Annotated in this window: 19 protein-coding genes, 1 pseudogene and 1 other annotated feature; of the genes and pseudogenes, 17 read left to right on the top strand and 3 right to left on the bottom strand. The window is 49.8% G+C overall.

The window, feature by feature from the left end; translation table 11 throughout:
• Nucleotides 1-60: 60 nt before the first annotated feature.
• The gene (locus ACOZB4_RS06580; RefSeq protein WP_379406266.1) at nucleotides 61-1,017 is read left to right on the top strand and encodes a 3'-5' exoribonuclease YhaM family protein; all 957 of its coding nucleotides are present in this window, start codon (nucleotides 61-63) and stop codon (nucleotides 1,015-1,017) included.
• Between the two features lie 62 nt (nucleotides 1,018-1,079).
• Here the strand turns inward: ACOZB4_RS06580 and ACOZB4_RS06575 are convergent, their stop codons facing one another.
• Both ACOZB4_RS06575 and ACOZB4_RS06570 read right to left on the bottom strand, forming a co-directional pair.
• On the bottom strand, nucleotides 1,080-2,537 hold the full coding sequence (locus tag ACOZB4_RS06575) for an ATP-binding protein (RefSeq protein ID WP_422759507.1): 1,458 nt from the start codon (nucleotides 2,535-2,537) through the stop codon (nucleotides 1,080-1,082).
• Nucleotides 2,534-3,223, bottom strand: coding sequence for a response regulator transcription factor (locus ACOZB4_RS06570; protein ID WP_379406268.1), 690 nt, complete (start codon nucleotides 3,221-3,223; stop codon nucleotides 2,534-2,536). Before ACOZB4_RS06570 ends, ACOZB4_RS06575 begins: the two co-directional genes overlap by 4 nt.
• Before the next feature lie 354 nt (nucleotides 3,224-3,577).
• Here ACOZB4_RS06570 and ACOZB4_RS06565 point away from each other — a divergent pair, with 354 nt between their 5' ends.
• The 14 genes and pseudogenes from ACOZB4_RS06565 to ACOZB4_RS06500 all read left to right on the top strand — a co-directional run bounded on the left by ACOZB4_RS06565 (nucleotide 3,578) and on the right by ACOZB4_RS06500 (nucleotide 21,895).
• Nucleotides 3,578-4,783: a DUF418 domain-containing protein gene (locus ACOZB4_RS06565; RefSeq protein ID WP_379406270.1), complete on the top strand. Its 1,206-nt coding sequence runs from the start codon at nucleotides 3,578-3,580 to the stop codon at nucleotides 4,781-4,783.
• Between the two features lie 425 nt (nucleotides 4,784-5,208).
• Nucleotides 5,209-6,279, top strand: coding sequence for a bifunctional 3-deoxy-7-phosphoheptulonate synthase/chorismate mutase (locus ACOZB4_RS06560; protein ID WP_053492057.1), 1,071 nt, complete (start codon nucleotides 5,209-5,211; stop codon nucleotides 6,277-6,279).
• An 81-nt stretch (nucleotides 6,280-6,360) separates the two neighbouring features.
• Nucleotides 6,361-6,590, top strand: a binding site (T-box leader).
• 102 nt (nucleotides 6,591-6,692) lie between these two features.
• Nucleotides 6,693-8,255 carry a 2-isopropylmalate synthase gene (locus tag ACOZB4_RS06555; RefSeq protein WP_379406271.1) on the top strand — a complete coding sequence of 521 codons (1,563 nt, stop codon included), beginning with the start codon at nucleotides 6,693-6,695 and terminating at the stop codon, nucleotides 8,253-8,255.
• 489 nt (nucleotides 8,256-8,744) lie between these two features.
• Complete coding sequence (locus ACOZB4_RS06550; RefSeq protein ID WP_379406272.1) at nucleotides 8,745-9,905, top strand: MFS transporter; 1,161 nt, start codon at nucleotides 8,745-8,747, stop codon at nucleotides 9,903-9,905.
• A gap of 221 nt (nucleotides 9,906-10,126) precedes the next feature.
• Nucleotides 10,127-10,333: pseudogene (locus ACOZB4_RS06545) on the top strand (alpha/beta fold hydrolase); the annotation flags it as partial.
• Between the two features lie 226 nt (nucleotides 10,334-10,559).
• Entirely contained in the window at nucleotides 10,560-12,131 is a 1,572-nt protein-coding gene (locus tag ACOZB4_RS06540) for an extracellular solute-binding protein (RefSeq protein WP_379406396.1), read from the top strand.
• Between the two features lie 29 nt (nucleotides 12,132-12,160).
• The gene (locus ACOZB4_RS06535; protein WP_379406273.1) at nucleotides 12,161-13,372 is read left to right on the top strand and encodes a glucuronate isomerase; all 1,212 of its coding nucleotides are present in this window, start codon (nucleotides 12,161-12,163) and stop codon (nucleotides 13,370-13,372) included.
• Between the two features lie 44 nt (nucleotides 13,373-13,416).
• Nucleotides 13,417-13,719, top strand: coding sequence for an ArsR/SmtB family transcription factor (locus tag ACOZB4_RS06530; RefSeq protein WP_076324483.1), 303 nt, complete (start codon nucleotides 13,417-13,419; stop codon nucleotides 13,717-13,719).
• A 150-nt stretch (nucleotides 13,720-13,869) separates the two neighbouring features.
• The gene (locus ACOZB4_RS06525) at nucleotides 13,870-15,054 is read left to right on the top strand and encodes an MFS transporter (protein WP_339267045.1); all 1,185 of its coding nucleotides are present in this window, start codon (nucleotides 13,870-13,872) and stop codon (nucleotides 15,052-15,054) included.
• 221 nt (nucleotides 15,055-15,275) lie between these two features.
• Nucleotides 15,276-16,313, top strand: coding sequence for a LacI family DNA-binding transcriptional regulator (locus ACOZB4_RS06520; protein ID WP_379406274.1), 1,038 nt, complete (start codon nucleotides 15,276-15,278; stop codon nucleotides 16,311-16,313).
• A 740-nt stretch (nucleotides 16,314-17,053) separates the two neighbouring features.
• Nucleotides 17,054-18,013, top strand: coding sequence for an ABC transporter permease (locus ACOZB4_RS06515; RefSeq protein WP_339267041.1), 960 nt, complete (start codon nucleotides 17,054-17,056; stop codon nucleotides 18,011-18,013).
• A gap of 19 nt (nucleotides 18,014-18,032) precedes the next feature.
• A complete protein-coding gene (locus ACOZB4_RS06510; protein WP_113060632.1) occupies nucleotides 18,033-18,917 on the top strand; it encodes a carbohydrate ABC transporter permease in 885 nt (294 codons plus the stop codon).
• Nucleotides 18,918-18,965: 48 nt separating this feature from the next.
• On the top strand, nucleotides 18,966-20,588 hold the full coding sequence (locus tag ACOZB4_RS06505) for an extracellular solute-binding protein (RefSeq protein ID WP_379406275.1): 1,623 nt from the start codon (nucleotides 18,966-18,968) through the stop codon (nucleotides 20,586-20,588).
• A 35-nt stretch (nucleotides 20,589-20,623) separates the two neighbouring features.
• On the top strand, nucleotides 20,624-21,895 hold the full coding sequence (locus ACOZB4_RS06500) for a Gfo/Idh/MocA family protein (RefSeq protein ID WP_213643757.1): 1,272 nt from the start codon (nucleotides 20,624-20,626) through the stop codon (nucleotides 21,893-21,895).
• A 92-nt stretch (nucleotides 21,896-21,987) separates the two neighbouring features.
• On the opposite strand, the gene ACOZB4_RS06495 is transcribed toward ACOZB4_RS06500, so the two are convergent.
• Nucleotides 21,988-22,419 carry an Lrp/AsnC family transcriptional regulator gene (locus ACOZB4_RS06495; RefSeq protein ID WP_339267036.1) on the bottom strand — a complete coding sequence of 144 codons (432 nt, stop codon included), beginning with the start codon at nucleotides 22,417-22,419 and terminating at the stop codon, nucleotides 21,988-21,990.
• Nucleotides 22,420-22,543: 124 nt separating this feature from the next.
• Here ACOZB4_RS06495 and ACOZB4_RS06490 point away from each other — a divergent pair, with 124 nt between their 5' ends.
• Complete coding sequence (locus ACOZB4_RS06490) at nucleotides 22,544-23,302, top strand: MBL fold metallo-hydrolase (protein WP_379406276.1); 759 nt, start codon at nucleotides 22,544-22,546, stop codon at nucleotides 23,300-23,302.
• 316 nt (nucleotides 23,303-23,618) lie between these two features.
• Complete coding sequence (locus ACOZB4_RS06485) at nucleotides 23,619-24,509, top strand: helix-turn-helix transcriptional regulator (protein WP_379406277.1); 891 nt, start codon at nucleotides 23,619-23,621, stop codon at nucleotides 24,507-24,509.
• Nucleotides 24,510-24,515 lie beyond the last annotated feature (6 nt).

Genomic DNA, 24,515 nt, shown 5'->3' with positions numbered 1-24,515 from the left:
GTAATAGGTTATAAATATGATAGAGTAGTTTTATGGAATGAAGATCGTGGGAGGAACCAGATGAAACCGATTAATAAACTTAGCGTTCAAGATGATTTTGTTGGATTTTACTTGCTGAAAGAGTTAAATATGAGACAGACCAACGGCACGCCGCCGAAAGATTATTTTGACATTATTCTCTCGGATGCGAGCGGCCAGATTTCGGCCAAGTACTGGGATGTGACCATTCAGGATAAAGAAACGTTCCTGCCGATGCAATTAGTCAAAATCCGGGGAACCGTGCTGAGCTACAGGGATCAGCTTCAAGTCAAAATTAGCCGAATCCGTAAGGCAACAGATGAGGATGGCGTTTCCTTGACCGATTTTGTAAGGGCTGCGCCAATCCGTCCCGTGGATCTGTTACATACGATCAAACTTACGATGAATGAGATTACGGAGCCGCAGGTACGAAGCATCGTGCAGTATTGTGTGTCGAAGGTGGAAGAGAAGCTGATGCACTATCCGGCTGCCAAAACCTATCATCATGCTTACTTTGCCGGACTTGCCTATCATATTGTCCGCATGCTGGAGATTGGCGATTTCATCTGCAAGCAGCGGCCGTTTCTGAATTCGGACTTGATCAAGGCCGGCATTATCCTTCATGATATCGCAAAGCCGGAAGAGATGATCGCCCAGATGGGCATCGTTACGGACTACAGCAATCAGGGTAAACTGATTGGGCATATCGCCCTGGCATCCAACTGGATCGTGGAAGCGGCCATTCAGAACGACATCGCGTTAGAGTCCGAAGTGGTACTGGGATTGCAGCATCTCGTACTGTCCCACCATAACCTGGGAGAGTGGGGGAGCCCGGTTCAGCCGCAAACAGCTGAAGCCGTCGCGCTGCACCATATCGACCTGCTGGACGCCAAGCTGCAGATGGTAGAGGATGCCCTGGATACGACGCTTGAAACGGAGCCGTGGACACCGATGATCCGCGGACTCGATAATAAGGCGATTTATCGGTTAAAGGTATAACAATTGAGGCATCCCCGATCCATAGGATCGTGTAGGATGCCTCTTTATGATGCTTGGAGAAGTTATGATGTTTGGGTCGGTATGGTAAAGCGCACCGTTGCCCCGCGAGGCGGGGTGTTCTCGGCAGAAATATGCCCTCCATGATGCTGAATGAGAAGTTTGGCGATATACAGCCCCAGACCGGAATGCCCTTTTTGTCTGGAGGAAGGATGATTCCCTTGATAAAACTGCTTAAATGCCTGCTGCAGATCTTGCTGCTGCCCAAAGCCTGCTCCATTATCCGTCACAGCCATTATCACCTCCTGCTCGGTGATTTCGATCCGCCATAGAATCTGTCCGGCTTCTGGGGTATATCGAATGCTGTTCGAAACGAGATTATCCAGAACCTGCATGATGCGATAGGGATCCAGGATGATGGGCTTCTTGTTCATTCGATTATCGTTGATCTCCGTATGGAACGTTATGTTCTTATTGCTGCATAAAGCGGCATATTCCATGGTTTTATCATCCGCTAATTCTTCAATATCCACGGGAAGCGGCTGGAGCCGGAAAGATACCTTTTCAATTTCTGCGATGGTGTTCATATCCTGAAGGAGTTTCGAAGCACGTGTGGTGTTGCGTTTGATGACTTGCAGATATTGCGATTGTTTAGCTCCATAAGACTTCCCATTCATCTGCTCCAAGCCCTCAACATGTCCTTGAATAATCGTAAGCGGTGTCCGAAGGTCGTGAGCGAGAGCCGCAAACATGGTGCTTCGATCCTGCTCCAATCTCCATTCCCGCTCGATGGATTGCTCCAGTTCCTGACGCATGTCCTCAAAAGCATTCGTAAGCTGATTAACTTCCGTTATGGATGATGTCCCCGTCATGGAAAAGTGTAAATTTCGCTCCTTAATCTGTTCGGCTCCTTGGAGAAGCTGCTGCAGCGGAGTGCTGATTTTGCGGCTGAATCGTCTTCCGAATATCAGAGTGAATAAGATGATATACAGAAAAGGCGTCAGAATAAAGGCCAGGGAGCCAAAGGCTATCACGGGATTCAGCGCCGGATTGGCTGCCGTCACCTTCAGGTTATATCCAAGCAGAACAGCTCCTGCAAGATCTCCGTCACTGGAGACAACCGGAATGTATTTAACGACTTGATTCATGCTGCTGCGCGTCTGGTTCAAGCGTGCCAGTATCTTTTGCCGGCTAAGCGATTCCTTTAGAGCAAGATCACCATATAAGGGTTCGCCGGTAAGGGATACAACCAGGTAGGACATGCCCTGCGAGGGGATCACCTTTTCAAGTTCGGCTTGTCCTTGCGTGCTCATGACAGAATCGCCCCGGTCTACCGCGTACTCCGAAATAACAGGGATCTGAGCTTCGTAATGATTTGCCGGGAGCACGATGTCATGGTTGAACAAGTACCCAAGCAGCATGACGAGCAGTCCCCAGGTTACAAGCGTAGCCAGCAAGCTGCAGGCCAGAATGGAGACGAAATGGCGGGCGAACGTGTTTTTGATGGAACGCTGTTTCATCATTTGGGATCCCACTTGTAGCCGATGCCCCATACGGTTTGAATATAGCTGCGGTCCTTGGCGTGGGCGGCCAGCTTGGCCCGGATTTTCTTGATATGCTCGGTAATGGTAGCGTCGTCCCCCTCAGCGTCAAACCCCCATAACTTCTCGTAAATCTGTTCTCTGGAAAAGACCTGCCCCTGATGCATCGCCAGCAGTTCTACGATCTGATACTCCTTATTCGTAAGAGCGATGTTGTGCCCGCTGCAGGTAACGGCATGTCCCTTGCAATCAATTATCAGGGATTGGAATCGCAGGACGCCTTGTTCTTTTTGCGCGTGGATTCTCTGTTCTCGCCGCAGATGGGCATGGATTCTGGCTTTCAATTCCGCGAGGCTCAAGGGCTTGAGCAGATAATCGTCCCCGCCAGCAGCGAGTCCTCGAATCCGGTCCATTTCACTTTGGCAAGCACTCAAGAACACAATGGGACACTGCGTCCTTTCCCTAAGCTGCTCGCAGACCTCAATGCCGTTCATCTCGGGCATCATCACATCGAGGATGATCAGGGACGGCTGCTGCTCGCTCTGGATTAGCGCCTCCCGTCCACTTCCGGCAGTCAGTACGTGATAGCCTTCAATCTCCAGAGCGTCTTGTATAAAAGAGATGATTTCTTCTTCATCATCCACCAATAGGATCGTTTCGTTTGCCATATTTATTACATCCTCCGAAAAATAGCTATTAATAAGGGGGTTATCTGGTTAGTGTACACGTCATTTCTAAAGAATGAATAAAGAAAGTCCTGTTACTTGAAGTTTATATATGCCTCTACTTCAACGGAGCAGGCGGAATCGTTCTGGAGAAGCGGAAGCGGTCGCCTTTGCCCCCGGATTTCAACCACTCTTAAATGGATTGATAGAAATCTGGGGGCAACAGCGATCGGAAGAATGATCCGCATGCGCAGTGATGCTTAAGCTACTGTATACTTACAAATCAATATGAGTTTCTTTATCCTTTCTTTATGATTGTACCTTAACCTGAAGGCACAATGATAAGGAGGTACGATTATGGCAACGAATCCACAGCCAAGAATACAGCTCATCGATAACTTGAGAGGATTTGCACTATTAGGCATCTTTTTAGTGAACATTACGTTTTTTACAACATCGCTACAAACCATTTCCTTCGGGGTCGAATTATGGTCAGGCTGGTACAATGAGATCCTGATGCTGCTGCGCGGAATTGTTATTGACGGCAAATTTATTTTGATTTTCTCTTTCCTGTTTGGTTTTGGCATGGTGTTGTTACAGGAGAGCAGTCAGGCCAAAGGCCGAAGCTTTAACCGCATCTATACTCGCAGGTTGACGGCTTTGCTTCTGATCGGTCTGATCCATGGCATCCTGATTTGGTACGGAGACATTCTGACCCACTATGCACTCATGGGTTTTCTGCTGATGCTGTTTCAGCGCTGCAAGCCGAGAACGCTGCTGATCTGGTCACTGTCCCTGCTGCTGCTCGTTCCCGTCCTGCTGACGGGAGCAAGTCTGCTGAGCTCCTCGGCCGGACAGGTCTTTGAGCCGTTGAGCCAGGCGGATGCGCACCAGATGGGGATCTATTTCCAGGAGCGGGATGCAGCCATATACGGAGAGGGGACGATGACCCAGATCATCGCTCAGCGGCTGAATGATTACATCGGCTCCATCTTGAATATGGTGGTCTTCTACCCACAAGTATTAGGAATGTTCCTGATGGGTGCCTACTTCTGCAAGCGCCGTATTTTGCACGAGGTCAAGAAGAACCGGAAGGGGATCATCAAATTGGTCGTCATTGGCGGAAGTTTGGGTCTTGTCCTTCAACTCGTGATGTCGCTAGCGGATGGACTTCCATCCTGGGGCGAGGCGGTAGCCTTATTCGTTGGTGCACCATTCTTGACCCTGGGCTATATCGGCGCGTTTGCACTTTTATACCAGAATACATCGTGGCAGAAGGTATTGAATTTATTTTCTTATCCCGGAAAAATGGCCTTCACCAACTATTTGCTCCAATCGATCCTGTGCGGATTGATCTTTTACAGCTATGGATTGGGGTGGTACGGAACGATCGAACCGATCTGGCAGATGGTGATGGTTGTCGTCATTTTTGCTCTGCAAGCGATCTTCAGCAGAGTCTGGTTGAAGCGGCTCCCGATAGGACCGTTCGAATACATCTGGCGCCTGTTTACGTATTGGGGGAATCCGGTAAAACAGGGGCAGAAGGTGAATGTTCGTCTCTGACATGAAGCCCGCTTATATAAACTTCACTGCATCAAAGCACCCAAGCTTTAAATAAAACTCTTGCAATTTCAATCCGGGGTGTATTACAATGCTTCTTAATTAACGAACACGATATGTTAAAACAAGCGATGATGGAAAGAGTAAGCGAAAGAACGTTCCTGACAGGAAAGGGCTGCCACCGACTGAGAGCGCCCGGGCGAAGGTTCTCCGCTGAAGTTCATTCCGGAGCTGGTATGCTGATAATCTGCATGTTCTGTGCGGATGGTAGGTTTACCCGTAACCCTTGCGTTAAGAGGTTCAAGTGAGATGTGTTTGCTTTTTTTGGCATATCTAATAAGGGTGGTACCACGACTCCTCGTCCCTTTCCGGGCGGGGGGTCTTTTTGTTTTTATAAACTAGAAAAATAGGTGAGGGAGAGATTTCGTATGAGTCAAGGACGTTTGGAACAATTAAGATCGGAGCTCGATGCCGTTAATCTTCAGCTGCTGGAGCTGTTGTCGGAACGGGCACGGATCGCCCAGGAGATCGGTCAGGAGAAGCAAAAGCAGGGAGTTCCTGACTTTGACCCGGTACGTGAGAAAAAAATGTTGGATACTCTGGTGGAGCACAACCAAGGTCCTTTCGATAATGAAACGGTGCGTCATTTATTTAAACAGATTTTCCAGGCATCCTTGAAGCTGCAGCAAGTCGATCACAAGAAGCATTTACTGGTGAGCCGGAAGAAGAAGCAAGAGGATACACTGATTCAACTGGGCAGCACCATCATTGGTGGCGGCACGCCAGTAATGATCGCAGGACCATGCTCGGTTGAGAGTTATGAGCAAGTACGCCAGGTTGCGGCTGCCCTTAAGGAAGCGGGCATGACTGTTATGCGCGGCGGTGCGTTCAAACCGAGAACATCGCCTTACGATTTTCAGGGCTTGGGTATTGAAGGCCTGAAAATTCTGAAGGAAGTGGCGTCTGAGTTCGGACTGAAGACGATCAGCGAAATCGTGGATCCTGCGCATATCGAGCTTGCGTGCGAATACATTGACGTCATTCAGATCGGTGCGCGGAACATGCAGAACTTTGAGCTGTTAAAAGCAGCAGGGGATGTTCAGACGCCGGTGCTGTTGAAACGCGGTCTCGCGGCTACGATCGATGAGTTCGTGCACGCTGCGGAATACATTGTATCCCGCGGCAATACGCAGGTGATGCTGATTGAACGCGGCATACGGACGTATGAGAAGGCGACGAGAAACACCTTGGACATCTCGGCGGTACCGATTCTGAAACAAGAAACACATCTTCCAGTACTGGTGGATGTTACCCATTCCACAGGCCGTAAGGACATCCTGGCTCCTTGTGCCAGAGCGGCTCTCGCTGCAGGGGCAGACGGTGTGATGGTTGAAGTTCATCCCGATCCGGCTACGGCGTTGTCCGATGCAGCGCAGCAGCTGAATATTCCGGAATTCCATGATTTCCTGGCGAATGTGAAGAAGTCCGGATTGCTGTAACCCATGCGTTCTTTTGCCTTTGGAAGATAAAGGGTTGACAAAACCCTCCTCTTTCCTTAAGATAGTTATCAAAATTCATATCGAAATGTTTTGATTAGAAATAGTAAAAGCGTAATGACTTTTCAGAGAGCCGTTGGCAGGTGTGAAACGGTAATGTCGTTCCCTTTGAACTCGTCTATGAACAGCTGCCTGATCATGTAGGGTTAGCCGGAGTTCCACCGTTATAGGGATAGATGGTGATGGCCATCGAAGAAGATCATTTTGCAAAAAATGAATTAGAGTGGTACCGCGGGTTCAACCCCGCCTCTATACGTAGAGGCGGGGTTTTTTGTTGGTTAAATTCCGGGTTTAACCAACCCCGCTTGATATAAATGAACGAAAATGAACGATCGATTATCGAGGAGGAATACCAAATGGAACGCAACATTATCGTATTGGACACAACCTTGCGCGACGGAGAGCAGGTTCCGGGCGCCAAACTGAACGTACAGCAAAAGATCGAGTTTGCGCAGCAGCTGAAACGGCTGAATGTCGATATTATCGAGGCGGGATTTCCCGCGTCTTCGGCAGGGGATTTTCAATCGGTTCAGGAAATAGCCCGAACGGTAGGCGATAGTGTCTCGATCACCGCACTTGCACGCGCGGTGAAGGGCGATATCGACGCCGTATATGAAAGCATTAAGCTCGCGCAAAATCCGCTGATTCATATCGTGCTCGGCACCTCGAACATTCATGTGGAGAAGAAATTCAACCGCTCCAAGGATGCGGTGCTCCAGATGGGTGTTGATGCGGTGAAGTATGCCAGAACGCTGCTGCCTCATGTACAGTATTCAACCGAGGACGCATCCAGGTCCGATTTTGAATATCTGTGGACAACGATCGAAGCCGTTGTGAAGGCCGGAGCAACGATGATTAACGTGCCGGATACGGTCGGTTACGCCGTTCCGGATGAATTCGGCGAATTGATCCGCAAAATCAACGAGCGCCTGAAGAATCTGAACGATCAGGTTATCCTCAGCGTTCACTGCCATAACGATCTCGGGCTTGCTACGGCAAATACGCTCAGTGCCGTGCGGAACGGTGCGCAGAAAGTGGAATGCACGATCAATGGTTTAGGGGAGCGCGCAGGCAATACGTCGCTTGAAGAAGTGGTCATGGGACTCAAAGTCCGGGAGAATCATTTTAAGGCCTCCACCAATATCCGGCTCAAGGAGCTGATTAGAACCTCCAGGCTGCTGACGCATTTGACGGGCCTGGATGTTCAGGTGAATAAGGCGATTACGGGTGAGAATGCCTTCGCGCACTCTTCCGGCATCCATCAGGATGGATTGCTTAAGGATAAACAGGTTTACGAAATTATGTCGCCGGAGGAAGTTGGCGCTGACAGCATGGAGTTGATCCTGACGGCGCGATCCGGAAGACATGCGTTCAAGAATGCGGTGGAGAAGCTTGGTTTCGAGACAGGCGAAGGCGAAGATTTTGAAGCGCTGTTTGAGAAATTCCTGCAGCTTGCCGATGCTAAGAAGGAAGTATATGATCATGACGTTTTTTATCTGGTGACCCAGCATCGTACCCATGAAGAAGTCAGCAGTCATCTGTATGAGCTGGATTCGTTCCAGGTCGTGACCAATGATCTGTATCCGACGGCAACCGTGAAGCTGAGAAAAGGCAGCGAGACGTTCAGGGACAGCATGGTGGGGGATGGCCCGATTGATGCGCTGTACAGCGCCATGAAAGCGTTGGTCGGTTTGGACGTACAGTTAAAGGATTACAAAATCAACAGTCTGTCCAGAGGAAAAGAAGCCATCGGCCGGGTAAACATTCGAATCGAATATCAGGGCAAAATCTATTCCGGGCGCGCAATGGATACGGATATTATTAAGGCGAGCGCGTTGGCTTTTCTTAACGGAATTAATGCGGTATTGCTTGATACCAGCCACGATACGCAGGTGCAAGAGCCGGCGAGAGAATTATAATGAATGCCGTCATTGGGATCGTTGATGGTTGATTTGATAAGCTAAGGAAGCTCGGCACGTTCACTAAGCAAGTCTATTAAGGCAACGTAAAGCTGTTGCGGAGCTAAATACCCCACGCTATCTCTCATGTAAGAAGTGGGGTATTTTGGCTGTCGTAAAGGACAATTCTGTGGAATGAACAACATTTATTGACCGACCGTTACAAAATATATATAATGAGCTGGAACCCTTAGGAAAGGAGCAGCCAACACCATGCGCAAGCGTATGGAGGGCATGGTGTTGCAACGACGAAATGGTACGTTACGAAATGTAGTAATTTAGAGAGGCATGTTTTTTTGAATATTTTTGTACTGAATAGTAAAGAAGTTGGTTTTATGTGAAAGTGTAATCCAGCTATAGTGTGGTTTAAAGTGTGGTTGGATTTATTGCGCTTATTTTTGTACCGAAAGTTACAAAACTATTGAATAATTATGATAGGAGCTGTTCCCATTGCCTTTTTCCATTTATGTATTAGGCCTAATGATCTTCTCAATGACCACCTCCGAATTTATGGTGGCTGGCATTATGCCTTCGCTTGCAGCGGAATTCAACGTTTCGATTGCCGCCATCGGGTATCTCATTACCGCATATGCAGTCGGGATGATCGTAGGAGGGCCGCTGCTGACGATAGGGCTGTTGAAAGTGAGGCCCAAACAAACCTTCATGACCGTGTCCGTTATCTTCCTAATGGGACAGACTTTAGGCGCCATAGCCCCGAATTACGAAGTCATGATGGCGGCGCGGATCATTACAGGGCTTTCCTCCGCTGCCGCGTTCGGTGTATCGCTCGCTATCTCCTTCAGCCTTGTTGATCCGGAGTCGCGGGGACGCGCAAGCTCTATCGTTATCGGCGGATTGATGGTTGCTACCGCGATCGGAGTTCCGCTGGCGATGTGGATCGAGCAGCTGCTTGGCTGGCGTGCCAGCTTCTGGGCCGTGGTTGTCCTGCTGCTTGTTTCAGGACTGGTAGGACTGTTTACGATTCCATCCCTGCCGAAGCCAGAGAAGGCTGGCATCCGGCAAGAGCTGGCTGCCTTTAAGAATCGCCGGCTGTGGGCTGCTTATGCTACAAGCATGCTGATTATAGGCGCAACCTTTGCCGCATTCAGTTATTTCTCGCCAATCTTAACCGAGCTTGCTGGATTCAGTGTTTCGTCGGTTCCAATCCTGCTAGGCGTATACGGCGTGGCCACGGTGCTTGGCAATGTGGTTGCCGGCAGGCTGGCGGATCATTATATGCTGCCGATTCTCACGATAGGGCTGATTACCTTAGCCGCTGCCTTGATGGTATTTGGACTGTTCGTTCACAGCCCGGTCGTTGCCATGATCGCTGTTGTGCTTGTTGGTCTGGTGGGTGTGCCAATGAACCCGGCGATGGCTACCCGGGTGATAAGGGTCGCCGATACGGGGTCACTTGTAACGACGGTTCATGGTTCTGTTATCAGCTTGGGGGTTGTTGTCGGCTCCTCTACGGGTGGAATGACCATAGATGCCGGGCTAGGTCTGGCCTCTCCCTTATGGGTTGGTGCGTTCTTGGCTCTTCTCGGTCTGCTGTCCCTGCTGCCAGCCGTGCGGGGCGGAGGAAAGACACAGCCTCTGTCATCCAATTAATGATGAATTACCTGAAACCACCAGCTCCCGTTATAATCGGAGCTGGTGGTTTCTAATTTTCAGCTGAACTGCTGAGTGATCCCCGCCATAAATTCCTCCAAGGGCGCTACCTCTCAGAGAAGGGAAAGGCAGAGTTCGAGGCGGCTTATGAAGATGCCATGAAGTTTCTCCCTCCTCCGCTTGAAACGAAGGATGTCGAGACGGCATTCGGCCGTGTTCGGATTAGCTACTTTTCAGGCAGAACCAAGGCGGATGACAGTGATCCAATTGCAAGGCTGATAGAGTCAGGTATGGGCAAGACCCATGTGCCGAATATTCAAATCGAGAACTGGCCTGGCGCCTCGCATGCCATCAATGGCGAGTTTCCGGAAGAGGTGAATGCAAGAATACTTGCTTTTGTTCATCAGCATTCCGATAAGAAAATCTAGTAATGAAAGACGGACAGCATATGAAAACACATGCGATCAGAAGAAAGTACATGTTAATATCCGGAAGTTGGATGTTATTATGAGAGCGCTTTAGATTTTGAGTTGAGATGCTCAAGGGGGAAAGGGATATCCGGTTTACAAGGAGATGAGCAGCTCGAAATTCGAGCAGTTATCAGAAGTGGCAAAGGTAAACAATCCGAGAGAAATATGGAAGGAAGCGATATGGATGAGCAGAAGATGGAGTTTGGTTTTGATGAGCGCGCTAATCGCCTTAACGGCGGTCGGCTGTAACGGTGCCAAGGAAGCGGATGGCGGAACCCCCGGTTCTTCGGGCGGTGCGGCTGATGGCAAGCTGTCCTTCACGATGTCTATGGCAACCAGCGGAAATAAACATGTCGAGCGTTCGAAGGATGTAAATGAAGAGAGATGGGTGAAGGAGCTTGAGAAGCTGACCAATACGGATATTGAACTGACCATGCTTCCACTGAAGGACTTCGATAGCAAAATGACTTTAATGTTTGCCTCTAATGATATTCCTGATGTCGTTCAGAACGTGGGAGGGGCTACAAGCAAGGGGATGTCCGGTTCCGTAGAAGCAGGCGTATTTATGCCGCTTGACGACTTGCTGAAGGAGCATGCTCCGAATTTGATGAAGAGTGTGCCGAAGGAAGCCTGGCAGGAGACAAGCTATGACGGCAAAATTTATGGAATACCGGCATGGCTGTCCAACCCGTCCCGGAGAGGGCTGTATATCCGGACCGATTTGCTGGAAAAGACAGGGCTCCCGGCACCAAAAACGGTGGATGAATTTTTGGACGTAATGCGTGAGATGAAGAAGGAAGGCGTTGAGTTCCCGTATCAAATGCGGGAGAACTTTAAATATGCCGACACGATTCTGGGGGCGTTCGATGTGCTGCCATCCCAGTACGAACTGCAGAACGGGGAGGTTGTTCCCAAGTTCTTTGACGTGGAAAATATGACGAAAGCACTGGAGACCTATAAGACCATGTACGATGAAGGTCTGATTCCGAAAGATTTTGCGACCCTGACCTCCAGTGACTATGGCAAAAACATTGAGAGCGGTAAATCCGGCATGTGGTCCGCCAACGCCCAGCTTTTGGCAGGCTTCCGCGGCAAGCTGAAAAATGCCGTACCAGACGCCAAGGTTGATATCATTGCATCGCCGCGCGGTCCGGAGAACACCGGAGGCCATCTTCTGTATTCAAGCATTAATACGTCTTACTATATTAATAGCAAGGTCTCAGAGGAGAAGGCCATCGGCATTATCAAGTTTTTTGACTGGATGCTGACGCCGGAGGCGGAGACATATTTCTCGTTCGGGATTGAAGGTGAAACTTACACCCGGGAGAACGGCGCAATCAAGTTCACGCCTCCATCCACGCCTGAAGCCATGGATGAAGACGGTTTCCGCAGCATGTTCTGGTTCGTCCACGATATGGTGTACAACAAGGCAAAGGAAGAGTTGACCGAGGACGGGCAGGACATGATCAAGTTCATGGACACGGTGGTCTTCAAGGAAGGGCTGGGGTCGATCCGCTTCTCCCCGGCATTGGACGCGTATTCCAAATATCCGGATACCGCACCGCAAGGCGATGACGTGGGGCCGAAGCTGGTTCTCGATCATATGATCAAGATGATTTATGGCAGAGAGCCGATCTCGGATTGGCCGAAAGTGATTGAGGAATATAAGAAGAAGGGTGGCCTTGAGATTATTAAGGAAGCCACAGACCGCTACAACGAAGGGAAGGGCGTTGTCATCTCGGAAAACCGGAAATAACCGATTCATGAAGAGAAGGAGATGTTCACATGAGCTTGCATGATATGAGCGGCAAACAAGCTGTATTCTTCGAGCAAATCATGAGGCTGCCGGTCTTCGATACCCATACCCATCTTATCGGTGACCGGCTTGGCGCAAGGGACTTTTGGGAGATCGCCCATTACTTCTGGTTCTACCGAGAGCTGCAAGCCGGTGGCTACCCGGATGAAGCGGATAAATTGCCGGAGGCGGAGCGAATTGCTGCTTTTCTAAAAGCCTATCAATCAACGAGAAGCACGCTGATGAACTGGGTATTTACCTCCATTATGCGTGAATTATACGGAGTCACCATCAAGGATGAACATTCGGTGCAGGAAGCTATGGCTCGCGTACGGCAAGCGTCCGCCGAAGAGGGCTGGGCACAACAAACGGCAGACCGGATGAACATCCGCCGGTTTGTCGTGAATCATCCGGAACATGCAACGTTTCAAGGGATGCGGGATGATGCCGTATTGCTCCCCCGGATTGACGGGGTGCTGGGTCCATGGGTTGACCGCATGGTGCATTCTAATGATCCGGCCAGGACTTTTCTGGATGTGAGAGGCGAGATTGACCTGCTGCTCGGCGGATTTCGTGAAGCTGGCCTCCCGGGCATCATGACAACGCTGCCGCGGTATGAATCGAGTTCGCACATCCGTAAGGAGATTGGGCCCGCAAGCGGGCGTGACGACATTCTGATGGAGCTGCTGCATGTCATATGTGGTGCTGCGGAGCGGAACGGCCTGCTTGTACAGCTGTTTCTGGGAGTAGAGAGGTCGTGGTGCGGTACGGCGTTCCCGGTAAACGATACAGAGCGGATTCTCAAGCTGACCGCTTTGTTTGAGTCGTATCGTTGTGAATTTGAGCTTGTGCTTGCATCGGAGCTCAACAATCTTGATGCGGTACAGGCTGCCTGGAATTTCCCGAACGTTCATGTTGGCGGCATGTGGTGGTTCAACTTCCGGGCAAGCACCTACCGGGACAGCATGCAGTACCGTCTGGAGGCACTCCCGGCAAGCAAGAGCTCGATTATCGTCTCGGATGCCCGCTGTATGGAATGGAGTTACGGCAAGATTTTACTTGTGAAGAAGCTGGCTGCCGAGTTTCTGTGGGAGCGGGTCCTATCTGGCTGGATCGACGAGGAGACGGCGCTGCATACGGCAAATGGATGGTTCTACGCGAGTGCCATGAGACGCTATGGCATTCGTTCGGGAGGTATTTGAGGAAATAGGTTGACACATCGATAATTCTCGATATAATGATACGTATGAAACCAATCGAAGTTTTTAAAGCGTTGTCGAATGAATCGCGGCTTGAAATATTGCAGTGGCTCAAGGAACCGGAACAACATTTTACACCCCACGAAGGGATTGATATGAGGAAAGTCGGGGTATGCGTAAGCCAGGTGACCGAGAAACTGAATATGACGCAGTCCACCGCATCGCAATATTTATCGATTCTGCATCGGGCAGGTTTGATCAAGACGGAGCGGCTTGGAAAATTCACGTATTATAAGCGGGATGAAGAAGTTATCCAAGAAATCGGAGAGTATTTGAAGCAGGAGATATAACGCAGGTACTGAATGATTCCTTAAGAAATAAGGAATCATTCAGTCTTGCTCCGCACTATATATCTATATATTGCGATATGTCTTTTTGTTGGTTTAACATATCGACAATTCACAATATATAAATTTAATGTAAAGGTGGAATTTGCAATTATGACAGGTGCATGGAAGATTTATTTTTTGGCTATCGTTAGTTTTTTAGTGGGAACATCAGAGTATATTATATCGGGAGTTTTGGATAAAATTGCGGATTCGTTAGGAATTACGATAACCGCTGCTGGCCAGCTGATCACGATTTTCTCTTTGGTATATGCGATCTTGACCCCTATTCTTATGGCGCTGACCGCTAGAGTGGAGAGACGGAAGCTGTTGGTTTATTCATTGGGTATTTTTGTGATCGCGAATCTATTGTCATTTGCCCTTCCGGGGTATATTCCGTTTGTGATTGCGCGCGTTATTATGGCGATGGGGGCAGGGATGGTAGTTGTAACGGCGCTCGGGATAGCCGCCAAAATCGCACCGCCGGGTAAACAGGCGAGTTCAATCGCTACGGTTGTCATGGGCTTCACAGCTTCCCTGATCATTGGCGTCCCCCTCGGTCGTGTCGTAGCTGCTGTTTTTGGATGGAAATCCGTATTTGGTTTCATTGCCATTCTAGGGGTTGTTTCAATGATCGTGCTGCATAAAGCAATTCCGAAAACAAAAGGAGATGCTCCCGTGCCGCTGCTTCAGCAATTTGCGCTGCTCAAAAAGACTAAAGTCGCACTCGGTTTGGCGATCACGTTCTTCTGGCTAGGCGGGTACTCCATTGCCTATACGTACCTGTCTCCTTACCTTCTTCAAGTCAGCGGCCTGAACGAAGGTCTGATTAGTGCAGCACTGTTTGCCTTTGGCATTGCCAGCCTTATCGGCTCCAAGTTCGGCGGATTCAGTACGGATCGATGGGGAGTGCCGCTTACATTAACCGGTGGCATGCTTCTGCATATTCTTGCGCTAATCGTTCTGACCTTTACCCAAGCAGCCGTATCTGTCATCTTCGTGTTTGCGATTCTTGTAATATGGTCGTTATCCGCCTGGTCTTCGGGTCCGACGCAGCAGTATAACCTCGTTCAGCTGGAGCCGAATTCATCCGGGGTTATGCTAGGCCTGAACCAGTCCGTGATGCAGCTCGCCATGGCTGCGGGCGCAGGCATCGGAGGAGTTGCCGTGGAGCAATGGTCCTTATCGTCCATCACCTGGATCGGTGCCGGGGGCGTTGCTATAGCCGTGGGAGTGTCGTTTGTACTTTTCCGATTAGGGAAGCGGGAGAGCACAGAGCGCGTGCCATTGGAAGCTTAATGTGAGTAACCGCTGGTGACAGCTATGCTGTAACGGCGCCTGATATGCAGCATTTTCATACTGCCGGAAACGAAAGAATCCGCAAAGAATCGGCAAGACATCACCTTTCCTTTCAGCAATGAGATGGACATCAATTTGACGCCCCAAAATGAGAAAGTTTATGCTATGATCAATGGATGGCGGAAAATTTGGTTCCAAATTTTGCGAAGGAGGAGATGCGATTGGCTAAGCTTAAAGATATCGCCGAACGGGTCGGGGTATCCATATCTACGGTTTCGCGGGCCATCAGCAATGATGCAAGCCGTCCGGTCAGCGAGGATACCAAGCAGAAAATCAGGCAAGCTGCGCTTGATCTTGGATATAAACTACCTGAGCCATCCAAAAGTGTACATGATAACGGCATGGCCGATAAGCGGGTTGTCTGTGTCGTGCCCCAAAACCTGATGGACGACCACCCGTATTTCTCAACGGTTCTTGCCGGTTTCCATAAAAAAATGGAGGAACTCGGACAGCCCCCGGCGATCGTTCGTACATGCGAGGAAATCGGCGATGCGGACAAAATAAGCCTTATGCTTAGGGAGACAGGAGCCCAGGGGATTGTAGCCGTCAGCTGGTACGACAAGGAGCTGTTTGAACTGATACAGCAGGCCGGAGTTGCCATCATGGGTGTGAGTTTGAATGATGAGCGGCTGACCGTGCCCGTTGTAGACTGTGACCGGATTTTATCAGCGAGGGCAGCCGTACGCCACCTGATTGACCAGGGGCACACGCGAATCGCTTATATCGGGGGGCCTGCGTATTCCAAGCAGATGGAGAGCGAAGAACGGTATGTCGGATATAAATTCGCTATGCTGGAAGCCAACCTGGAAGTGCGCGAGGAGTGGCTGATGAATACGGGATGGAATGTGGATCGGAGCTTCAGCAAGATGTCCGAGCTATTGGGAGGGCTTCCCAAAGAGCTATGGCCAACGGCTGTTTTTTGTGCCAGCGACATGCTTGCCATTCCAGCCATGCGTGCCGTTGTCGAGAATCAAGGTCGCATACCGGAAGATATCGCAATCGTGGGGATGGATAACATTGATGTAGCCCAATATACAACGCCTCCGTTAACCTCGGTTTCCGTGCCCAAATACGAGATCGGCAGGGTGGCTGCCAAATCCATCGTGGATTATTTGGACGGACATTTCAAGGTGGGAACCAAAATATTACTGCCATGCTCATTGATTGTTCGGGAGTCCTCAAGTTTCACAAGAAAGTGAAATTAACTGACTCAATGTGTATGATTAATTGACATGAAAAAGATAAAAAAAGGATCATCGAACAGCTGTCGGCTTGAAATCCGACAGCTGTTTTTTTGCGGGTTTTACCTAAAGTTTGAGATTTTTGCGCCAAAAAAAGTCCAAAAAGTGTTTGACAATGCCATATTGCTATATTATTATGAGTGAAAATCAATGGTATGTTTGGAATAGATTTTCTGATTTTGGAATTCGGAATAAACGACACTTCGCATATTTCCACTTTGTTTTTGTTTGCGCTTTCATTTCTTTTATATAAATGGATTATAAGAATAAATCAATTCCCCTTATTAATGTATTAGGCCCTGCGCTTGCTCAGCGTTATGCCTTTCATACACCAATATATATCCAAATAAAATCCGGAATTAACCAAATGAATATCCAAAACAAATCCAAGAAATGAAATAACACCTGACTTGTTCGGGTTTTATTTATAAAAAAATGTTGCGTTACTATATCTAACATATAGTGCGCTCCAAAAACCATATTGGCTAACGGATAGCTTGAGGTGGAGGTAGCTTAGTCATATGACGGATTGCAGAGAAAAGGAGGGAAATCATAAACGAGTACTTTCCAAACTCCATTCATGTGAATTGGAACTGATCCGCCGAATGAGCGGATATCCCAATGCTTTAATGGCATGTCAAGATCGCTTTGCTAGTGAAACGAGGTTAACCTAATCCATACATACGAGGTGATGCTCATTGGCTAATACGACCCTGCAGCCCGCAGCAACCGCGGTACCTGAAACGAAACGTAAGCGCTTACTGTGGAATCGTGTTTTACGTAATTGGCAGCTTTATGCCCTGATTTCACCGGTCATCGCCTATTACATCCTGTTCCAGTATGTTCCGATGTACGGCATCCAGATCGCCTTTAAGGATTTTATAGCAACGCAAGGGATATGGGGCAGTCCGTGGGTCGGCTTTGAGCACTTCGATCGTTTTTTCAACAGTTATTATTTCTGGCGCCTGATTAAGAACACGCTGGGCATCGGTTTATACAGCCTTGCTGTCGGTTTTCCGATCCCGATTATTCTGGCTTTACTCATGAACGAGGTTCGGGCTGAACGTTTCAAGAAATTCGTGCAGACCATCACGTATGCTCCTCACTTTCTGTCTACCGTGGTTGTTGTCGGGATGATGATGATTTTCCTGTCGCCCCGCTACGGCATCATCAATCATTTTATTGAAATGTTTGGCGGTCAGCCGATCAATTTCATGACGGAGCCCTCCTGGTTCAAATCTCTGTACGTTCTATCGGATGTATGGCAGACCATGGGCTGGAGCTCTATTATCTATTTGGCAGCCCTTGCCGGCATAGACAACCAACTGCACGAAGCTGCGCGTGTCGATGGTGCGACCAGGCTTCAGCGCATATGGCATATTAACATCCCAGGTATTATGCCAACGATCATCATCCTCTTGATCCTGAACATGGGCAGCATTATGGGGATCGGGTTTGAGAAGGTGCTCCTGATGCAAAACAACCTGAATATGGATAGCTCCGACATTATTGCCACCTATGTCTACCGAATGGGGATTCAGAATGCCGAGTACAGTTTCTCCGCAGCCATCGGATTGTTTAATTCCGTCATCAATTTTGTCCTGCTGGTCGTCGTGAACTTTATTTCGAAGCGCGTGAGCGAGACCAGTCTTTGGTAAAGAGGGGAGCGAAAGAGCCATGCAAATTGAAACCAGAGGGGACCGCATTTTTAATGTTATCAACTATACGATTCTGATCCTGGTCACCATCATTGTTATGTACCCGCTGGTCTTTGTGCTCAGCGCATCGTTTAGCGACCCGCAGGCGGTTCTGAGGGGCGAGATGCTGCTGTGGCCCAAGGGAGTCAACCTGAATTCCTATGTGAAAATTTTCCAGAACAAGGATATCATCAGCGGCTTTACCAATACGCTGGTGTATACGTCGCTTGGCACATTCATTAATCTCACAATGACCATCCTTGCAGCCTATCCGCTGTCGCGGAAGGATTTTGTCGGGCGAAATGCCATCATGGCGCTGCTGGTCTTCACGATGTTTTTCAGCGGAGGACTCATTCCGACGTACTTGCTGATCAAGAACCTCGGCATGCTGAATACGCTCTGGGTCATGATTATCCCGAATGCTGTATCCATCTGGAATATCATCATTATGCGTACCTTCTTTCAGCAGTCCATACCCGGCGAGCTGCAGGAGGCCGCGACGATCGATGGATGCTCGAACATTAAAATTTTGACCCGGATTATACTGCCGCTGTCCATGCCGATTATCGCGGTGACCATTTTGTTCTATGCGGTCGGTCATTGGAATGCGTTCTTCAATGCACTTCTGTATTTATCGGATAAAGATAAATTTCCGCTGCAGCTCATCCTGCGCGAAATTCTGATTCAGGGGCAAACGAACGACATGGTCAAAATGTCGACCGAATCGGCGATCAAGCAGCAAAGGGAAGTGGAGGGCATTAAGTACGCGGTGCTGGTCGTGGCTAATATTCCCGTGCTGGCGCTCTATCCGTTCCTGCAGCGGTATTTTGTCAAAGGCGTTATGATTGGGGCCATCAAAGGATAATTCCTTGCATGGATATATGGATGGAACATGAAAAGGGGAGGATTACGGATGAAGCTGAAGCAATGGGGAAGTCTTCTGTTGACCTGCATGTTGTCGGTATCGTTGACGGTGGGCTGCAGTTCGAAAGGTTCGGGAGGAACGGCTGAATCGGACTCCGCGGGTGAAGGGAAAACAGCGATTAATGAGACCGGGTTTCCGATTGTCAGTGACAAGATGACGGTGACCGGATTTGCCGGAAAGTTCTTTGCCAACGCGGACTGGAACAACATCAAGCTGTGGCAGGAATATGAGAAAATGACCAATATTCAGGTACAGTGGGACACGGTGCACAAGGACAACTTGGCGGAAAAACGGAATCTGCTGCTCGCCGGCGGCGATTATCCGGAAATGTTCTATGCTTCCGCATTCCCGAGGCCAGATCTGCTAAAATACGGCAAGCAGGGCGCTTTTATCCCGCTGAATGACCTGATTGATCAATATGCGCCGAATTTCAAGGCATTGATGGAGAAATATCCTGTCATCGAGAAGGGGATTACGATGCCGGACGGCAACATTTACGGGCTTCCGACGCTGTACGATCCGGAATTCCGGTCCGTGCTGTACGGAACGCCGTGGGTGAAGTCGGAGTGGCTGACAAAGCTTGGCCTTCAAGAGCCGCAGACGCTGGATGAATTCTACGATATGATGAAAGCGTTTAAGGAGAAGGATCCGAACGGCAACGGCCAGAAGGATGAATATGCATGGGGCGGCGTGGGAACTACCGGTATCGTCAACTATTTGCGCGGTTCGTTCGGCCTCAATTATCACGGAACCTCGAACATTAACGTGGATACCGATCCGGCGAGCGGAAAGGTCCGGTTCATTCCGACGGATCCAAGATACAAGGAACTGCTTCAGTTCGTGAACAAGCTGTACAAGGACGGCCTGTTGGAGCAGGATATCATGTCCGTGAAGAGCACGGAGGTAGACGCCAAAGGCGTAGAAGGTCTTCTCGGCGTCGTTGATAATGTGGACCCGATCGCCATCTACAACCAAGAGGGTTATGTAGGGCTTCCGGTATTGAAGGGGCCGCACGGCGATCAGATGTTCAGCGCCACGGGCTCTCCGCTGGGGAACATTGGGATGTTTGTCCTGACCGATAAAGCGAAGAATCCAGCCGCGCTGATCCGCTGGATGGATTACTTCTACAGTGACGAGGGCATCCGCATGTTCTTCATGGGCTGGGAAGATGAAACGTATAAGGAAGATGCTGATGGCAATGTGGATTATGTGGACGAGATCAAGAACAATCCGGAGGGTCTCAATCTGGACCAGGCGGTAGGGCAGTATCTGATATGGCCTGGCGGATATTATCCGGGCTTCGTGAAGCAGAAGTATTTCAAGGGAGCAGAAGGCCTGCCGACGTCCGTAGAGAATGCAAAAAAAGCTGAGCCGTACGTCATACCTCAAGACAAGGTCTGGCCGCCGTTTAATTTTACCGCCGATGAGCAGTCCGAGCTTACCGGTATCCAGACCGACATTAATACGTACGTGGATGAGATGCGGGATAAATTCATAGCTGGCAACGAGTCCTTTGATAACTGGGATCAATACGTAGCTAACCTGCAAAAGATGGGGTCGGAGCGCTATCTGGTCATTTACCAGTCCGCGGCTGATCGATATACCAAATAAAAGCGAGTAGCAGAACCTAAAAGGAGCGACATGATATGACACAATTGAAAGCCATATTGATTGGGGCAGGCGCGCGCGGCGCCGGGGGGTATGCCCCCTATGCCCTGGATTATCCGCATGAGCTGACCTTCGTGGCCGTGGCCGAGGCCGATCCGGCGCGGCGAATCCGTTTTGCCGAGAAGCATGGAATTCCTCCGGAACGGTGTTATGAATCCTGGGAGCCGCTGCTGGCGGAGCCCTGCCTTGCCGATATCGCCGTCATCTGTACACAGGATCGCATGCACTATGGCCCAACCATGCAAGCTCTGGAGAAACAGTATCATGTGCTTCTGGAGAAACCGATGTCTCCGGAACCGAAGGAGTGTCTTGAGATGGAGCAGGCGGCCATTCGCAACAACCGGCTGCTGACCATATGCCATGTTCTGAGATATACCCCTTTTTGGAGTACCATCAAACGGGTGATTCAGGAAGGGACCATCGGTGAGGTGGCTTCGATCCAACTGAACGAGAATGTGGGATACTGGCATATCGCGCACAGCTTTGTGCGAGGGAATTGGAATAACTCCGACAAGGCAAGCCCGATGATACTGGCTAAATCCTGCCATGACATGGATGTGCTGTCGTGGCTGATGGACCGGCCGTGTACGCAGGTCACTTCGTTTGGCTCCCTGATGCATTTCCGGGAGGAGCAGGCTCCCGAAGGTTCGGCCGATCGGTGCCTCGATTGCCAGGTGGAACCAACCTGTCCGTATTCGGCACCGCGGTTTTACTTGAGCGACCAGTACAAGGGATGGGCGGGGCATTTCACCCAGGAGCTGACCAAGCCGAACATCATTCAAGGGCTTCGCGATACGGACTATGGCCGCTGCGTATATCGGAGCGATAACAATGTGGTCGATCATCAGGTCGTTAACATGGAGTTTGAGGGCGGTGCCACCGCGATGTTCAGCATGTGCGGATTCACGTATGAACAGGAGCGCAGAATTCAGATCATGGGCACCCGCGGCGAGCTTCGGGGAGAGGAAGGCAAGATTACGGTTTACGATTTCCTGACCGGACAGAAAACGGAGATCACGATTCCTTCGCAGTCCAGCGGGCATGGCGGGGGCGACAGCGGAATTGTGGCGAGCTTCCTGAAGGAGGTTCGGAGCTATAACGGGCAGGAGAGCCTGACGTCAGCTAGTGCCTCCGTGCGAAGCCACCTTATTGCGTTCGCGGCGGAGAAATCGAGGTTGAATCACGGCCAATCCATCAATTTGAACGAATATGCGCGGGAATTGATGGCGGAAGAAAACGCGGTGAAATAAATGAAATTACATTAAAAATGCATCATATGAAAAATTCACAATAGATACCAAGAAGAAACCGCCGATCTCGTGGATCCGCGGCTTCTTCTTTTTTATTTCACCTGATCAATGGACAGGCTGACTTTATAATTGCCGTACTTCAGAAGCTCTTCCAGAAAATCATTCAATTCCTTGGGTGAGCTGGCCCGTACTCTTAACCAATAACACCCTTCACCACTGACGCGATGGGTTTCGGCAACCATGTCATGTGACTGAACAAAGGATACAAAGGCGGAATGAGCCGTGTTTAACACCATGAACATGGTAATAAACGCATGAACCGTCAGACCGATTTTGTCCGGATTCCAGCGCAGCGTAAAGCCTTCAATGACACCCAGATCCTGCAGCTTCCGAACACGGGCCCCGACGGCTTGACCTGTCAAATGTACCTGCTGTCCGATGGCTTTGTGAGATAGGCTCGCATCCTCCAGCAGGTGATGTAATATGCGAAGATCGACTTTGTCGAGTTCATGAGCGCTTGGCATGGTCATTTCCTTTCACGATGAAAGTGAGTTCCCCTAATTCCTTTCACGAAGCTGTAGGCGGGAATAATAGGGTTCTCTATAATGGGTTCAGAACCATATTAAATGAAACAAAGGGGAAATGAAAGTGAAACTTCAGCTTATACGTAATGCTACGTTAAGAATACAGTATGCCCATCTTGAACTGCTGGTCGATCCGATGTTTAGCAATGCCAAGGCGAACCCGCCGGTCATCAACACTGCGAATGACAGACGGAATCCGCTTGTGCCGCTGCCGTTCTCCATGCCTGACAAGCTCCGTCCGAACGCGGTGCTGGTCACGCACCTGCACCTGGATCACTGGGATCAAGCTGCTATGGATGTACTGCCAAAGACGACGCCGATTCTGTGTCAACCGGGGGACGAGGATACCTTGGCATCGCAAGGTTTTACGTCCGTGACGGCAGTCCAGGAAACCCTGGAATATGAAGGGGTTACGATAATCCGAACCGGCGGTCATCACGGTACGGGTGAGATCGGTCAGATGATGGGGCAGGTATCCGGTTTTATTTTGAAGGCAGAAGGACAGCCGACCCTGTATATAGCAGGCGATACCATCTGGTGTGATGAAGTGAAAGAAGTTTTGGATGCCCACAAGCCTGATATGACGGTGGTCAACGCCGGCGGTGCCCGTTTTCTCACGGGAGATCCAATCATCATGGATGAGGACGATGTGGTGGAACTGCTACGTTATGCTCCCCACACAAAGGCGGTTGCGGTCCATATGGAAGCCATCAACCACTGCCTTGTGACAAGAGAGGGACTATCTGGCCGTCTGGCAGCGGAAGGTCTGCGCGCACAAATCGAAATTCCGCAGGATGGCGAATGGGTCGAATGGAAAGCGTAATACGCAACAGCTGGGCATAGCAGGGGGGGCTGTCTCAAAAGATCTTAGATCTTGCGGCAGGCCCCCTTCTTGCTGCTAGAAGACGCTCCGTGTACGAATCGTTCCTCCCGTGCAGATCAAAAACAACCGGGGATTCCGGCGAATTCTGCTTCGGGGCTTGCATAAGGTGAGCCTGGAGGTCGGGTGGCTTTCGCTTGCCCAAATAATCCCCATTCCAACAGGAACAATATTTAATCCTGACATACTAGATGTCAGGATTTATGATTTATCATTCGATTCAGAAGTCAAAAAGTACGACACGCGAGGAGTGTTAACGATGAAACTCGACAGGCTGCTAGGCATTACGATGGAATTGTTGACCAAAAAAAGAGTGACGGCCACGACGCTTGCCGCCCGGTATGAAGTCTCGGTTCGTACGATCTACCGCGATGTGGACCTCATTAATCAGGCTGGAATCCCGGTTGCTTCCTATCCCGGTGCGGATGGCGGCTTTGAATTGATGAGCGGGTTCTATCTGACGAGGCAGCACTTCTCCGTTGATGACTTTTTGGCGATCTACAATCTTTTGAAGGGCATCGAAAGGACTGTGAAGGGGAGATACACCACCATCATGAAGAAGCTCGGAACCTTGCAGCCCGCCCTGTTGAACGGAGGATGTCATGAACAAATCCTATTCGATATGAGCACGTCGGAACATGAGCGGGCATGGGTACAGCCCATTCTAAATGCCATTGAACGCTCGAACCTGATGACCCTTTATTATACGAGTACATCCGGCAGCTGCTCGGAGCGGCAAGTGGAGCCGCTCCAGCTGTACTGGGAACAAGGCGTGTGGTATTTGGAGGCTTACTGCTTGTTAAAGCAGGCAAAACGAATCTTCAGAGTATCGCGCATATCCAGTCTTGAAGTATCCACTGACACGTTCCTCCCAAGAGGAAACCTGGAGCGGGAGGATCAGGAGGCGGTGCAGGGGATACAGGCTCATCTCCGTTTCGATTCTTCCGCCGGACCGCGGGTGACCGAGCAATTTCCGGAGGCCTTCATCTCCGGCGAAGGACTTCTTGATGTCCAAACCATTTTTTATACCAAAGCTTATGGGATCTCGGTGATCTTAAGCTACGGTTCCAAGGTGGAGATCATCTCCCCGCCGGAACTGAAAGAAGACCTGCTGCAGGAGCTGGAGGAAATACGTAAACGTTATGAATGATGAGCA

The organism is Paenibacillus sp. NPDC058898, assembly GCF_049316025.1.
Classification (GTDB): Bacteria; Bacillota; Bacilli; order Paenibacillales; family Paenibacillaceae; genus Paenibacillus_AQ.
The sequence above is the reverse complement of the archived record's forward strand: the minus strand, read 5'-3'. Positions and strand labels throughout refer to the sequence as shown.

What these genes read in the sequence shown, in the direction of transcription:
- ACOZB4_RS06535 (WP_379406273.1), top strand. Translation starts at nt 12,161, where the DNA reads ATGAGCTTGCATGATATGAGCGGCAAACAAGCTGTATTCTTCGAGCAA.
- ACOZB4_RS06580 (WP_379406266.1), top strand. Translation starts at nt 61, where the DNA reads ATGAAACCGATTAATAAACTTAGCGTTCAAGATGATTTTGTTGGATTT.
- ACOZB4_RS06530 (WP_076324483.1), top strand. Translation starts at nt 13,417, where the DNA reads ATGAAACCAATCGAAGTTTTTAAAGCGTTGTCGAATGAATCGCGGCTT.
- ACOZB4_RS06575 (WP_422759507.1), bottom strand. Translation starts at nt 2,537, where the DNA reads ATGATGAAACAGCGTTCCATCAAAAACACGTTCGCCCGCCATTTCGTC.
- ACOZB4_RS06505 (WP_379406275.1), top strand. Translation starts at nt 18,966, where the DNA reads ATGAAGCTGAAGCAATGGGGAAGTCTTCTGTTGACCTGCATGTTGTCG.
- ACOZB4_RS06495 (WP_339267036.1), bottom strand. Translation starts at nt 22,419, where the DNA reads ATGCCAAGCGCTCATGAACTCGACAAAGTCGATCTTCGCATATTACAT.
- ACOZB4_RS06565 (WP_379406270.1), top strand. Translation starts at nt 3,578, where the DNA reads ATGGCAACGAATCCACAGCCAAGAATACAGCTCATCGATAACTTGAGA.
- ACOZB4_RS06560 (WP_053492057.1), top strand. Translation starts at nt 5,209, where the DNA reads ATGAGTCAAGGACGTTTGGAACAATTAAGATCGGAGCTCGATGCCGTT.
- ACOZB4_RS06540 (WP_379406396.1), top strand. Translation starts at nt 10,560, where the DNA reads ATGAGCAGAAGATGGAGTTTGGTTTTGATGAGCGCGCTAATCGCCTTA.
- ACOZB4_RS06555 (WP_379406271.1), top strand. Translation starts at nt 6,693, where the DNA reads ATGGAACGCAACATTATCGTATTGGACACAACCTTGCGCGACGGAGAG.
- ACOZB4_RS06510 (WP_113060632.1), top strand. Translation starts at nt 18,033, where the DNA reads ATGCAAATTGAAACCAGAGGGGACCGCATTTTTAATGTTATCAACTAT.
- ACOZB4_RS06525 (WP_339267045.1), top strand. Translation starts at nt 13,870, where the DNA reads ATGACAGGTGCATGGAAGATTTATTTTTTGGCTATCGTTAGTTTTTTA.
- ACOZB4_RS06485 (WP_379406277.1), top strand. Translation starts at nt 23,619, where the DNA reads ATGAAACTCGACAGGCTGCTAGGCATTACGATGGAATTGTTGACCAAA.
- ACOZB4_RS06570 (WP_379406268.1), bottom strand. Translation starts at nt 3,223, where the DNA reads ATGGCAAACGAAACGATCCTATTGGTGGATGATGAAGAAGAAATCATC.
- ACOZB4_RS06500 (WP_213643757.1), top strand. Translation starts at nt 20,624, where the DNA reads ATGACACAATTGAAAGCCATATTGATTGGGGCAGGCGCGCGCGGCGCC.